At 59.5% G+C, this 13,543-nt stretch carries 9 protein-coding genes; 3 read left to right on the top strand and 6 right to left on the bottom strand.

The window, feature by feature from the left end:
* Nucleotides 1–104: 104 nt before the first annotated feature.
* A complete protein-coding gene (locus IPK32_10075) occupies nucleotides 105–4,274 on the bottom strand; it encodes a discoidin domain-containing protein (protein MBK8092298.1) in 4,170 nt (1,389 codons plus the stop codon).
* 121 nt (nucleotides 4,275–4,395) lie between these two features.
* On the opposite strand from IPK32_10075, the gene lpxD reads away from it, so the two are divergent.
* Genes lpxD through IPK32_10060 form a run of 3 tightly spaced genes read left to right on the top strand, consistent with a single transcriptional unit; the run spans nucleotide 4,396 to nucleotide 7,909 of the window.
* Nucleotides 4,396–5,427 (top strand): UDP-3-O-(3-hydroxymyristoyl)glucosamine N-acyltransferase, encoded by a 1,032-nt coding sequence (lpxD, locus tag IPK32_10070; protein ID MBK8092297.1) that lies wholly within the window; start codon nucleotides 4,396–4,398, stop codon nucleotides 5,425–5,427.
* A gap of 57 nt (nucleotides 5,428–5,484) precedes the next feature.
* Nucleotides 5,485–6,285: an MBL fold metallo-hydrolase gene (locus tag IPK32_10065; GenBank protein MBK8092296.1), complete on the top strand. Its 801-nt coding sequence runs from the start codon at nucleotides 5,485–5,487 to the stop codon at nucleotides 6,283–6,285.
* Nucleotides 6,286–6,295: 10 nt separating this feature from the next.
* Nucleotides 6,296–7,909 (top strand): TIGR03790 family protein, encoded by a 1,614-nt coding sequence (locus IPK32_10060; GenBank protein ID MBK8092295.1) that lies wholly within the window; start codon nucleotides 6,296–6,298, stop codon nucleotides 7,907–7,909.
* Nucleotides 7,910–7,915: 6 nt separating this feature from the next.
* On the opposite strand, the gene IPK32_10055 is transcribed toward IPK32_10060, so the two are convergent.
* The 5 genes from IPK32_10055 to IPK32_10035 all read right to left on the bottom strand — a co-directional run bounded on the left by IPK32_10055 (nucleotide 7,916) and on the right by IPK32_10035 (nucleotide 13,496).
* Nucleotides 7,916–10,618 (bottom strand): DEAD/DEAH box helicase, encoded by a 2,703-nt coding sequence (locus IPK32_10055; GenBank protein ID MBK8092294.1) that lies wholly within the window; start codon nucleotides 10,616–10,618, stop codon nucleotides 7,916–7,918.
* A gap of 49 nt (nucleotides 10,619–10,667) precedes the next feature.
* Nucleotides 10,668–10,868 carry a hypothetical protein gene (locus tag IPK32_10050; protein ID MBK8092293.1) on the bottom strand — a complete coding sequence of 67 codons (201 nt, stop codon included), beginning with the start codon at nucleotides 10,866–10,868 and terminating at the stop codon, nucleotides 10,668–10,670.
* 23 nt (nucleotides 10,869–10,891) lie between these two features.
* Nucleotides 10,892–11,116 carry a hypothetical protein gene (locus tag IPK32_10045; protein MBK8092292.1) on the bottom strand — a complete coding sequence of 75 codons (225 nt, stop codon included), beginning with the start codon at nucleotides 11,114–11,116 and terminating at the stop codon, nucleotides 10,892–10,894.
* A 182-nt stretch (nucleotides 11,117–11,298) separates the two neighbouring features.
* A complete protein-coding gene (locus IPK32_10040) occupies nucleotides 11,299–13,086 on the bottom strand; it encodes a DUF1501 domain-containing protein (protein MBK8092291.1) in 1,788 nt (595 codons plus the stop codon).
* Between the two features lie 47 nt (nucleotides 13,087–13,133).
* Nucleotides 13,134–13,496, bottom strand: coding sequence for a four helix bundle protein (locus tag IPK32_10035; GenBank protein ID MBK8092290.1), 363 nt, complete (start codon nucleotides 13,494–13,496; stop codon nucleotides 13,134–13,136).
* Nucleotides 13,497–13,543: the final 47 nt, after the last annotated feature.

Raw genomic sequence — 13,543 nt, 5'->3', positions numbered from 1 at the left:
TTAGTGAAAATCACAAACCAACTGAGCACTCTGCACTGAGCACTTTGGCGAGAATGGCACGAAAACAGAGTGAAGTGATCCCGCCGGATGATTTGAAAAGCAGGTCAGTGCTTCACCAGCGACTCCAGGTAATCGAGCAGGCTCGCAAACTCCTTCACGGTGAAGTTCATCATCAAACCAGCGGGCATCATGCTCGTGGGCAGTTTTTGGCGTTGTTTGATGTCGCTCGTTTTGAAGGTGAACTCCTGGGCGGCGATGTTGCGAAGTTTGACCTCGTTCGCGCCTTCCAGCGTGATGAAGCCCATCTGCGCGGTGCCGTCCTTCAGCGTGATCATCTCGCTGGCGAAGCCTTGGGCGATGGTTTTGTTCGGGTCGAGGATGTTTTGGGCCAGATCGGGGCGCTTGTAGGTTTGGGCGATGTTGCCGAGGTAAGGGCCTTTTTGGGCTTCGGTCTCCTTCACGGTGTGGCAGGCCACGCAGGTGGCTTTGGTGAAGATTTGCTCGCCGAGCGCCACGTCGCCTTTTTCCTTCAAAACGGCGGCCAGGGCCCCTTCAGGCTTCAAGGTCATGATCTTGGGTGTTTTGTCTTCGACCTTGGTGATGCGCATGGACTTCGCGGCGCGTTCGGCAGCGCCTTTGACCTCGGCATCGGGATCATCGAGCGCGGCGAGCACTTTGGCGGCGCTGGGCATGTGCTTGGAGGCGCTGATGGCGTCGATGATGAGCTTGCGGTGCTTCGGATCGGCCCAGCCTTTGTCGAGCGCCTTCTGCGTGAGCTGGATGGACTCGGGGCTGCCCGTCTTGCGGTTCGCGAGGTTCAGCAACGCGGCATTGGCATACATCGACACCGGCCACTCGGCCTTCTCGGCGATCTGCTCGATGAGTTGGTGGTGGTTTTCGAGCTTCGAGGCATTCAAGAAAGCGGCCAAAGCGGCATCGTAGTCTTTCCAGGAGTCTGGGAGCTTTTTGAGAGGCTCCAGCGCGGCCAACGTGGCGGAGACGCCGTCGGCGCTGTCGGTTTTCGACAAAGCGGTGATGGCTTGTGCCAGCGTCGTCGGTCCGACGGGTCCGACCTGTCGGACGAGTCCGACGAGCAGCGGCACCGCCTCCGCCGGAATCTCCTCCGTTCCGGCGAGCTGCGCGGCCAGCTCCGGCAGCACCTTCGGGTCCTGCTTCGCTAGGGCGAGGATGCGCTGCTGCGCCTCGTTGAACTGGATACGGTTGCGATTCAGCTCCTTCACCAAAAAGGCCGCTTCCTCCGGCGTGGCCTTCGCCAGCGCGTCCTTCAGCGCCACGGCGATCTTCGGCGTCTCGCTCCAGGCCTCCGGCTGGTAATACGGCCCCCTCGTGTCCGGCCGTGTGCCCCACGAATCGCCCTTCCACTCGCCTTCCTTGAAATGCAGTCGGCACAGCGCCGAGAGGATGCCCTGGCGCAAGGCTGGGTCAGTGGCCTTGCCGAGGCGCTCGATGAGGCCGGTGACGACTTCAGGCTGATGCATCATCCCGAGAGCTCGAAGCACATTAGAAAGCGCCTTGTCCATTTTGCCTGCATCCAAAGAGTGAAGACACCTTTCATGCATCTTGTGTATAGCAACCATTCGAACTGCGGTGTGTGCTATCACGGAATCGTCTGAACTGAGATTGAAGAAAATCTCGTCCAAAGGCAGATCCGCGATGTTGAAAGGAGCCTCCACCATGTTGAAAAGATCGAGTCTCTCCTTTGTCCACTTGTCTAGCTGATGTTTATTTAACATGCTACTCTTGTTACCTCGACGCAGCAAGGTTCGTTGTGCTTCCAACTTGAGGCGGTAACTGTCTGAGTTAAGAAACCAAAAAACTTCCTCATCCTTCGCCTTCGCGAAGTCCGGCAGCGGCTCAGCTTTGAAGCCCTTGGGCTTCACCTGGACGATGTAACCAACATCCGGCCCAGCCCAGCCGAAGGTGGCACCTTTCCAACTAGCGCAATAGACGCGGCTCAGGCCATCGACATCGGCGTCGGTGGGGCGGGTCATTTTGATGAAGGGCTCGGGCTTGCGGGTTTCTTCGAAGGTGGCGCCTTTGGGCTTCACCTGATGATGCCAGAGAGCACCGCTGCCCCAGTCGCAGGTGAAGGGGGCGTTGTTCCAAGCGCCGAAGCCGGGTTCGTCGATGTAAACCGCGCCGGTGCCGCTGCCGCCGCCGTAGTCGGCGAGGGGCTGGATGGCCTCATCATTGAAGTTTTTGTAGAGGCGAGGGTAACCGTGGTCGTCGAGGCCGGTGAAGTGGTGGAAGCGCACGTTCCAGCCGCCGCCGTCGTTCGTGTTGTCGCGGGCGAACATGTCCATCAGCGGGCTGATGGCGACCTCCAGGATGTTGCGCGTGCCGGTGGAGTAGATTTCGAGGCCGGTGCCGTCGGGTCGCACGCGGATGACGCCGCCGCCGCGATGCTGGAGCGTTTTGCCATCGGTGCCGGTGGCCTTCAGGAAACCGAAGTCGCCGCCGGCGATGTAAAGCCAGCCGTCGATGCCGAGGCTAAGGCCGTTCGTGGTGTGATCCGCCGGGCGATCTTTGAATCCGAAGGCGATGCCGTTGACGAGGATGTTTTGTTTTTCGGCCACGCCGTCGTGATCGGCATCAATGAGCTCGCTGAGGTGCGGCGGATGCACGAGGTAGAGCCGATCATGGTCCCAAACGAGGCCGCGCGGGCTGTCCACCTCGCAGAAGACCTTGGTTTCATCGGCACGGCCATCGCCATCGAGATCGCGCAGGCGGATGATGCGGCCACGGTTGGGTTTGCGCTCCACGGAGCCGTTTCCATCGGAGGAAACGTAAAGCGTGCCATCCGGTTCCGCCGCGAGGAAGACGGGGTAGTTCGCCGCAGCGCTGTTGGCGAAAAGAGAGACTTCAAAGCCCTCTGCGACCTTCACGTCCTTCAAAATGGCCGCTTCTTCCTCCGGCGTGAGTTTGACGATCTTTGGCACGATGTTGCCGCTCTCTTTGTGCGGATCAGTGGCTTTGACGTAGGCCTTCTTTTGCTCGTCGTTGAGCTTCGGCGCGATGGCTTTGATGCCTTCGCCCGTGAGCTGCACTTCGCGAATGCTGACCCAGCCGCCCTGGCTGGTGCCGGTGCAGGTGATCTTCACAAAGCGGGTGTCGATGGGCTTGGGGAAGCTGTGCTGGCTGGTGCCAGGGGATGGCTTCGGTGCATCCACAGCGCGGGTCCAGGTTTTGCCATCGGTGGAGGTCTCGATGAAGTGGGCGTAGGCGTTGTTGGTGCTCTCCCAGTCGATGCGGATGGCGCTGAGCTTGGCTGGCTTTTCGAGTTCCAATTGCAGCCACTGCGGCCTGCTGCCGCCAGATGCGCACCAGCGAGTGCTCAGGTCGCCATCGACGGCACGCCAGTCGTAGTTCTCCTTGCCTGATTCTTCGCTGCTGGCGCTGGCTTTGACGCTGGTGGCTCCGGGCGGCGGTTCTTTCGGCTTCGGAGCCTCCTGCGGCTTCGCAGGCACAAACGTCACTTTGTTCTGCCCTTTGAACGGCGTCAGAAACTCGGGCGTGAGCTTGTCACAGGCCCAAAGCAAGCCACGGGTGATCAAATCGAGATAGCGGGCATCGGCGACGGTCTCCGTGTTATGCCCGATGGTGGTGCTGAAGCTGCGAGCACCGACTTTTTCGTTGGTCCAAGCCACGACGGCGTCCACGGCCTTGCCTTTGACCATCTGGCGGCCCATCGCGAGCGGATGGGCGTCGAAGAGGTTCGCGTTGTTGTAGAGCTCCTCTTTGATCGTGGTCCAATCGGCCAGCGTCTTGGTGATCGGATGCTCCTTATCGACAAAGGTGATCGCAATGGGCTCCTGCGGGCCGTGGGAGTTCGATTGCAGGCCGAGGCGCTTGAACCAGCGATCCTCGCCGGTGCGGAAGCTGTGCATGGCGCAGTGAAGTTGGATGCTCGGGATGGTTTTATGAGCGTCGAGGATGCGGGTGAGCGTCTCCTTGTTGTTCATGCTCGCCGCGCACTCGTCGTGGATGATGATGTCGTAGCCCTTGGCCCAGTCGGCTTTGTCATAGAGCGGCAGCGGCGGGTTGGTGGACTTGTCGTCGGTCCAGATGACATCCACCTGCACATTCGCGCGGCTTTGGATGCCTTTGGCGATGACCTCGTGCTGCTTTGCATAGTCATGGCAGCAGCCGCCAGCGATGAGGAGGGCTTTGAGAGGCTCGGCGGCCGAAGCGGAGAGCACCGGGCAGAGGGCGAGGATGAGGGCAGTTCGGAACATGAGAAAAAGGGGGCGCATTAGTCGCAGCGAATCTGGATTTTCTACCAGAAAGCTTTCGAGAAACCGAGAACAGGGGAAAACACGCCTCTGACACTTCTTTGTTCGCTTTTGGCCGCTGACCTGCCACTCTCGCGGGCTCATGCGCGTAACAGTAAAAGACATTTTAGAAATCGTCGGCGGAACCCTGCTCTCTGGGAGCGAATCCACGGCTATCGAGGGATTTGCAAACCTGCGGGAGTCTGGGAAAGGCGACCTGAGCTTCTTCCACGATGCACGCTATGAAACGCTGCTCGCTGGCACCAAGGCCAGCGCGGTGCTGGTGCCTGCCGCGTGGACGAAGCTGCCCGAAGGAGTGGCCTGCATCGCTGTAGCGGACCCGTCACGGATGTTTGAGACCATCGTGGAAAAATACGGTGTGCAGCCAGAGCCATTTAAACCCGGTGTACATGCCACCGCCGTGATCGGCGAGGACGTGAAATACGACCCAACAAAGGTCCGCATCAGCCCACATGCGGTGATCGAGGATGGCGTGGAAATCGGCGACGGAGCCGAGATCGGCGCGGGCTGCTTCGTGGGCCGAAATGCCCGCATCGGAGCCGGATCGAAGCTTTTCGCGAATGTGAGCGTCCACACGGGCTGCCTGCTCGGAGAGCGTGTGATCCTCCACAGCAGCGTGGTGATCGGCGGGGATGGATTCGGCTACGAGTTCGACAAAGGCCGCCACCGGAAGGTGCGGCAGGCAGGCATCGTGCAGATCGACAATGATGTGGAGATCGGCGCGGGCAGCATGGTGGACCGTGCCCGCTTTGGCCGCACCTGGATCGGTGAGGGCACCAAGATCGATAATCTCGTCCAAATCGGCCACAATGTGGTGATCGGAAAGCATTGCATCATCGTCGCATGCACCGCTATCGCGGGCAGTGCGCACATCGGTGACTACGTCGTCATCGCAGCACAGAGTGGCGTGGCCGGGCATGTGAAAGTGGGCTCACAGGCCACGCTGGCCGGACGCTGCGGCGTGACAAAGGACCTGCCCGGCGGGGCGACCTACATGGGCTTCCCGGCGATACCGGTGAATGATGAAAAGCGCCGTCTGGCCAGCATCAATCGCCTACCAAACCTCTCCGCCCGTGTGAAAAAGCTCGAAGAGAGCAACGGTAAGGCCGAGTAACTCGATCCGTCCCGAAAAAATCCATAGCATACCGGCGCGGCTTCGACTTCATGACGTATGTCTCAAATGCGGCTGACTTTCCTCGGCACAGGCACGTCCGTCGGCGTGCCGATGATCGGCTGTGATTGTGCGACGTGCCGCAGCACCGATCCACGCGACCAGCGCTACCGCTCCTCCGTGTGGATCGAGACGCCCGAGTGCTCATGGGTCGTCGATACGGGGCCGGATTTTCGCTCTCAGTGTCTGCGTGCAGGCATCCGCCGACTGGATGCGGCACTTTTCACCCATCCGCACATGGATCACCTGACGGGATTCGATGAGCTGCGGCGTTTCACCATTCCAGAGGAGGCCACGATGCCCGTGTATGCCACGCAGTCCTGCCTGGATGTGCTGGAGCGCATGTTCAACTATGCTTTCAACGGCGAGAACCGTTACCGTGGCTACCTGAAGCCCGATCCACGCCCGATCAGCGGCCCCTTTCAGCTCGGTGGCACGACCGTGACTCCCCTGCCCGTGCAGCACGGCAAGGTGGAGACCATCGGCTACCTCTTCACGCGATCTGGGCGTAAACTCTGCGCCTACATCCCAGATGCGAAGACACTCAGTGATGAGGCGATGCAGGCCATCGCTGGCGTGGACACACTCATCCTCGATGCACTGCGCCACACGCCTCATCTCACGCACATGAATTTCACCGAGGCGCTGGCCGTGCAGGCCGTGCTGCGGCCGCGCCAGACTTGGTTCACCCATTTTCAATGCGAGATCATGCCCGCCACCGAGGAGCCTAAGCTGCCGCCGGGCATCGCACTTGCCTACGACGGCCTGCGGCTGGAATGGGACACCCCTCCAGCCGGATGACCACACCCACATGACGAACGAAGACCTCAGCACCCCAGATGTGAACCGTGGCCCTAGGCACGCGGGCATCGGTCTGCGTGGGCATGCACTGGTCCGGCAACTCCTCGCTCTGCTCACCCTCAGCATGGGCCTCCTCCAGGCCCAGACCGCTGCTCCATGGGATGCCGCAGCGGAGACGGTGGTGCTCTACAATCCGAAATTCGCCGGGTCCGAGGAACTCGCGCGGTATTACGCCGAAAAGCGCCTCATTCCGACATCCCGCATCATCGGACTCGAATGCCAGACCAACGAGTCCATGAGCCGTGGCGAATATGATAGGCAAATCCGCACGCCATTGCGCCAGGCATTCGTGACACGGAAGTGGTGGGTCACGGATCCAAAGATCAAGGCCGCAGGCGCTAGCAATGTGCGAGAGGCCCGTGTCCGCATCATCGCCGTGATGCGTGGGGTGCCTTTCCGCATCGGACGGGAGAAGCAAAATCCCCAAGCTGCGATGGAGGATGAGGCCAGTGTGGATGCAGAGCTCGCCGTGCTCGCGATGAATGCCCCCGATACAGCAGGCGGACTGAAAAACCCCTACTTCGGCCAGCCAGAGCGAGCTGGGTACTTTCAGAAGGCACCTGGTCTGCTGCTCATTGGGCGGCTCGATGGCCCCGATGACAAAACTGTGCGCCGCATGATCGACGACGCCGTCGCCACCGAGCAGTCAGGCCTGCAAGGCCGCGCCGTGATCGATCTGGCACAGAAAAATACCGGTGGTTATAAGGAGGGTGAAGACTGGCTGAAAAACACCGCGCTCGTTTACCAGCGCTACGGCATCCCCACATGGACAGACCGAGTCGAGCCCTTGCTGCAAGATCACTGGCCACTACCGGACACCGCACTCTACTTTGGCTGGTACACCAGCGACATACAGGGAGCGATCGCATCGCCGGAGTTTCAGTTCCGCCGTGGCGCGGTGGTTTGTCACCTACACAGCTTCAGCGCAGCGCAGTTGCGTGATGGCACACGGAGCTGGTGCGGCCCACTCCTAACGCGGGGTGCCGCAGCCACCTTTGGCAATGTGTTTGAGCCCTACCTGGGACTCACGGTCCATTTTGACATCCTCAATCTACGCCTTCTGGAAGGCTTCACACTGGCTGAGGCCGGATGGAATGCCACCCCTGCGCTGTCGTGGATGAATGTCATCCTCGGAGACCCACTGTATCGCCCCTTTGCCAAAAATAGCGGCCTCGGTCTCGGCAGTGAAGAGGATCGCGACTACCTGCTCTACCGTGGTGCCGCACGGCGCTCCCCCATCGATCCCGATGCCGCGATCAAGACCACCATCACCGCCCTGGCAGAGAAACGCAAAAGCTCCCGCCTGCTGGAGCTCACCGCGCTGCTCTCCGCATCCCAAGAAAAGTACGCTGAAGCTGCCGAACTGCTCGACCATGCCGCAGCGCTCACCAAAGCACCCGCAGACCGCCTGCGCCTGAATCTCTACCGCGCCGAGTGCCTGCGCCGTGACGACAAGCCCAAAACCGCCATCGAGGTGCTCAAGCATCTGCTCGATGACAAATCCATCAAAGACGAGCCCGCTCGCCGTGCAGCGCAGTCACTGCTCAACGGCATCGGCGGCTGAAATGCCTCACTCCACGGCAAAGAGTGCCTGAATATCGGACGGAGTGAGTTGCAGCTTGTCTGCACGGCCAGAGAGCAGTCCTTCGACGAGCGCTGCCTTCTTCTTCTGCATCTCCACCACGCGTTCCTCGATGGTGCCTTCGCAGATGAGCTTGTGCACGAAAACGGGCTTCGTCTGGCCGATGCGATACGCACGATCACTCGCCTGCGCCTCCACAGCCGGATTCCACCATGGATCATAGTGGATCACCGTATCCGCAGCCGTCAGATTGAGCCCGGCACCACCCGCTTTGAGGCTGATGAGGAAAACGGGCACCTTCCCGGCCTGAAACTCACGGATCGGCGTCTCGCGGTCCTTGGTGCTACCCGTGAGCTTCACGAAATGCGTGCCGTCTTTTTTGAGTCGTGCCTCAATGATGGCCAGCATCTCCGTGAACTGCGAAAAGATCAAAATACGCCGCCCTTCCTCAATGAGCGATGGGAGCAGCTCATCCATCAAAAAGGCCGTCTTGGCAGATTCCTCGACATTTTGTGCCGTTTCCTGCTTCAGCAGCTTGGGATGGCAGCAGACTTGGCGCAGCTTCAGAAGCGCATCGAGCACGATGATCTGCGATTTATCCAAACCATTCGCCGCGATGGCCTCACGCACGCGTTTGTCCATCGCTGCACGGATGGTTTCGTATAAATCGGTCTGTTCCTTGCCGAGGCTGATGGTGTTGAGGATTTCCGTCTTCGGCGGCAGCTCTTTGGCCACGGCATCCTTTGTCCGACGCAGCATGAGTGGCTGGAGACGCGTGTTGAGCTGCTTTTGGCGCTCCGCATCGCCATCCCGCTCGATCGGATTGCGATAATGCTGCCGGAAGGAATCCACATCATTGAGCAAACCTGGCATCAGGAAGTGAAACAGGCTCCAGAGCTCACCCAGGTGGTTTTCCATCGGCGTGCCAGTGAGGCAGAGGCGGTGATTGGCCTTCAAAGAGCTACAAACCTGCGCGGCCTGGCTTTTCGGGTTTTTGATGTTTTGCGCCTCATCCAGCGCCACGACATGCCACTGCTGCTCACGCAAAATATCCGCATCACGCACCAAAAGCGGGTAACTCGTGATGACGAGGTCATATTGCTTCAGGAACTTGAAGTCGCTTTTCCGGCTCTGACCATGCAGCAGCAGCAGACTGAGTGTGGGCGTGAATTTGATCGATTCATGGATCCAATTCCGCAGCACACTGGTAGGTGCCACGATCAGGCAGGGATGCTCCAAACGACCACTCTCCTTCTCGATGAGGAGATGCGTCAGCGTTTGCAGCGTCTTCCCCAAGCCCATGTCATCGGCCAAAATGCCGTGCAGGCCGAATTCACGCAAAAACTGCATCCAGGAAGCTCCCTCACGCTGATAATCACGCAAATTCGCCTTCAGCGACGCTGGCGGCTCAATGAGCGCGATGCGCTGGAAATTCTCCAACCGCTGCGACAGCGCCGCGAGCTCTGCTGGGGCGCGGATCGGCAATCCATCGAGTGAGGCGAGCTGTGCGGCGCGAAGCTTATCGAGCTGGAGCTTGCCATCTTTGCGCACAGGTCGCGTGGCCAGCAGCTCATCAAAAAAGCGCAGCAGCACCAGCAACCGCGCCGCTGGCACGGAGAGCACGTCCCCACGATCCCCACCGAGTGAGAGGAGAAATTTCTGATCGAGGTTTTTCTCCAATGCTGCCGCATTGAGCCCCTGATCAATGCAGTCCACCAGCAGCGGCACCAGGGAGATGCGCTGTCCATCAATCTCGATGCCCAAGTCCAGCGCGAACCAATCCCTGCCCCCACGATCCATCTCCAGATCACTGAACCAGTCATCCTCCTCAGCTTCATGAATCTGAAAACCGATGTCTTCGGCGATCTCCAAGCGCCAGCCATTTTCACGGAGTTTCCCCGTCACATCGGCGAGGAATTGCGACCAAAACAGCGATTGCTCCCCCGCAACGGTCATGAGCCCCAGAGTGGACTCCTGCGCTTTTGCGCCAGGGATCGCCTCAGCAAAAGGGCGGAAGCCCAGTGCCGTCAGATCACTCAAAAGCAGCCTCTCCGAGCGCAGATTCCTCAGCACCACACGCTGCTGGCCAGATTCGTCCTTCCACTGATGCGCGGGGCTGCGGATCAGCGCCTCAAAGCGCCGGGGGCAGCCTTCATATTCGACATAAGGCTGCGCGATAGCGATGCTACGTGTCAACCAGCCACCGATGCCGCGCTTTGCGGTGACTTGTGGCACCTCGACCTCGATTCTGCGCACGACGAGCACGGGCTGCGGCTCACCTGGTAGTCCCTCGTCGTCATCTTCATCCTGCGGATGCAGCTCAGAGTCATCCTCCTCGTCCTCGCCAGGCTCAGGGGAGGCTTTTTCCTGCACACGGGCTAGGCCCTCGATGCGGCGGCGCCCCTCTTCCACATCCAGCATGAGCATGAGCGCTGCGGCATGCTGGCAGAGCGTCCCCTGCACGCAGGTACAGTGTGAGGTGAGTGCCAAAGTCCCATCTGGCCGCAATCGCAGGTGTACGGTGACTGATGCGGTATTGAAAAGCCCAGCTCCGACTCCGGCGATGATTTCCAGCTCATCGGCCGCACACACATGCACACCTGAGAGCCCCACATCCCCATGTTTGAGCATTTTACCGCCTTCCTCGATCTGCTGCCGCCGGAAGAGCCACAGCCATGATTTTGAACGCACTTGCGCCCAGAGCTGAGGGAATGAAAAGCCGCCAAGAGTCATCCGCAGGTCATGCAGCGAGGAGTCGCTCGCGGCCTGCGCTGGCGAGCTGACCTGCGAGGGCGGGCATGTAGCGAGCGAGCTCGTAAGCGAGGACTGCGAGCTGCGTCTCGTTGGTTTCCTCACGCCGAGATGGCCGCTCGGAGAGCTTCACTTCGGCGATGACGGTGAAAACGCTGGCGTTGGCTTGAAGTTCGAGTTGCGCAGGCATGACGTGAGGTGGTTAACTGGGTGCTAGGCCTGGACGAGCTGGCCGTTGTTTAATGTCCATTTCCGGCGCTCGAGTCCGCCGTTGTTGAGCATGGTTTCGATCGCATTATTTAGAATGGCCCGCGCCGCCTCGGCAGGGCTGCCACCGAAGGTGCCCTTCAGGGTCAAGTCTTCGAGGTACTGCTTGACCTGCGGTGTCACCGCGATGGTCAAGGAGGAGGAATCGAAGGTATTGGAGGGCCGAGCCATTCAAAAGACGGATTAAAACCGGATAATAACCCTATTTTAATCCCCACTCGGTCCTCCGGTCAAGGATCGAGTCGATTGAATTGGCATTTTTATGCCATTAAAACGGCAGATTTATTTAAGAGACCTTAATCATTCAACCCCTCGGCACCCTATCGGAGAGCCTGAGCCTAGCGTTTTCAGCGTTACACCCCGAAGTCGATCATGTTGATGTTCCGCGCATTGAGGGTGGCGGGGCTGAGATCGGGCTGGAAGCGGGTGATGTTAGGGAAGACTTGAGCGACTTGAGCATCGGTGAGGCCGAACCATTTGCCGATGAGGGCGGCTTTTTGATCGACGGCGGTACTGGGAATCCAGCGCCCGCGATTGCCAGTGCAGTCAATACCGCCATTCACGGTGAGATCGGGGAATTGGCCATAAATTCTGCCGCCTTGGACCGCACCGCCTGCGATGATGCTGGTGCCACCCCAGGCGTGGTCGGAGCCACCCGTGGCATCACTCTTATTCGGGGTAAAGGTGCGGTTGAAGTCGGAGGCGGTGAACATCATGACTTTGTCCCACATGCCGATGGCCTTCATGCAGTCGGCAAAGGCGCGGATGGAGCGGGAGAGGTTGTTGATGAGGTTGTAGTAGCCTTGGTTTTGGGCGGTGGGGTTTGGGATCTGCGAGACGTGGGTGTCCCAGCCACCGATCTGAACGAAGAAGATTTGGCGCTTGTTGTTGAGGACGGTGCGGCCAGCGATCATGCGGGCGACGACTTTGAGCTGATTGCTGAGGTCAGTCTGTGCGAAGCCGCCGGGGAACCAATTCACCCAATGCTGATCGAGAGTGGGATTAGGCGCGGCGGTCTGTGCGAGGGCATTGCCGACGAGTCCTTCGGCATTGCGGGCACTCTGGGGGACTCCGACGTACGTTTCATCAAAGAGGCTTTCGTGCGAGGCGGCGAGGATTTGCTCCAAAGCGCGGAGTCTCCAGCCTGCGGCAGTGTTTTGGTAATTGGTGGCACTGAGTGGATCGCCTGCTGTGAGGCCGGAGATGCCGGCGAGTGGATCGTATTTGCCCGTGGGGAGGGCGGTGCGGGGGTAATGGGGATTGAGGGCAGAGTTACGCAGGGCACCGCCATATGAGGTGGATGGTGAGCCGCCTGAGAAGCCGCTGAGGGCGGTGACAGCACCGCTGGTGTTCATGAAGTAGGGCTGCTCGGTGACGCCAATTTGGAAGCTATTCGCCCCAGCGATGGAGACGCTGACGCCGAGGTCGCCATTGTTCATACCGCCGACGATTTCGGCGATACGCCCGCCCCACCCCTGAGCGAAGGGCTTGTCAGGGAGAGAGGACTGCCACTGCACCTGCTGATCGGAGTGGGAGAAGAGCTGGGGCGGCTTGGTGGAGGCTGGGAGAGTGTTGAAGTTCGCTCGGGTAATGTACTGAGTACCGACGAGGGTGCCGATATTGGCGATGAAGGCGAGATCTTGGCTGTCGAAGAGGCCTTTGAGCGGATAGGCACCGGGATGGAGTGCCATTTCATTTTGGGTATAGTTGCTGCGGCTGACTGGGTCGTATTGACTGCCGGTGCCGCTGCCATTGAGCGGGGAAATGCGGGTGGTGACGGCGGAGGTGTTGTTATTGGTGGTGCCGTCGAAGTAGCCGTTGTTCGCAGCTGGGGTGTAATCAAACTGGGTGTCTGGGATGCCGATGACACCGCGGGCAGCAGAGTAGTTCGCACGGGCGGCGGAGGTGGCTCCGGCGGGAATGAGGATGTTGTTGGAGTCGCAGCCGCCATTGAGGAAGACACAGACGAGTGCCTTGTAATCATCACCCGCGGACTGAGCTGCGGCGGAGCCGACGAGCTTCATCTGGGCGATGGTATTGACCATGGTGGTGAGCCCAAGCGCAGAGCAGCCGCTTTGAAGGAGGAAGTCGCGGCGGTTGGGCTTCGAGCGGTCTTCGGTTTTGCGGAGGAAGATGTTCATGGGGATTCCTGATTTTTGATTCCTGATTCCTGATTCGATTCTGGGATTCAGCGTTTGGAGGTTTTGCGGCGGGTGGTTCTGACAGAGGCGGTGAAAATGGCGACGAGTTCTGAGGCTTCTTTTTGAAGAGGAGCCACGCGAGAGGCTTTCATGAGTCCTCCATCGCTGATGAGCTCCATCCAGTATTCGGCTTCATCAGCCTCCTCGATCACGATACCGAGTTTGGCGACGAATTCGGCCTCGGAGCGTCCACGGCAGGCGCTGCGGTAGTTTGCACCGACGGAGGTGGCACTGCGGAGAAGCTGTTTACCCAAAACATCACCAGAAGGCTTTCGAGGTAGTGCATCGACGAGTTTGATCGCTCGCAGCGCAAACTCTTTGGTTCTCTTTCTAAGCTGATCTTTCGTCATGGTAGAGTGAATCAGGATTCAGGAATCAAAAATCAGGATTACATAGG

This window comes from Verrucomicrobiaceae bacterium, assembly GCA_016713035.1.
Classification (GTDB): Bacteria; Verrucomicrobiota; Verrucomicrobiia; order Verrucomicrobiales; family Verrucomicrobiaceae; genus Prosthecobacter.
The sequence above is the reverse complement of the archived record's forward strand: the minus strand, read 5'-3'. Positions and strand labels throughout refer to the sequence as shown.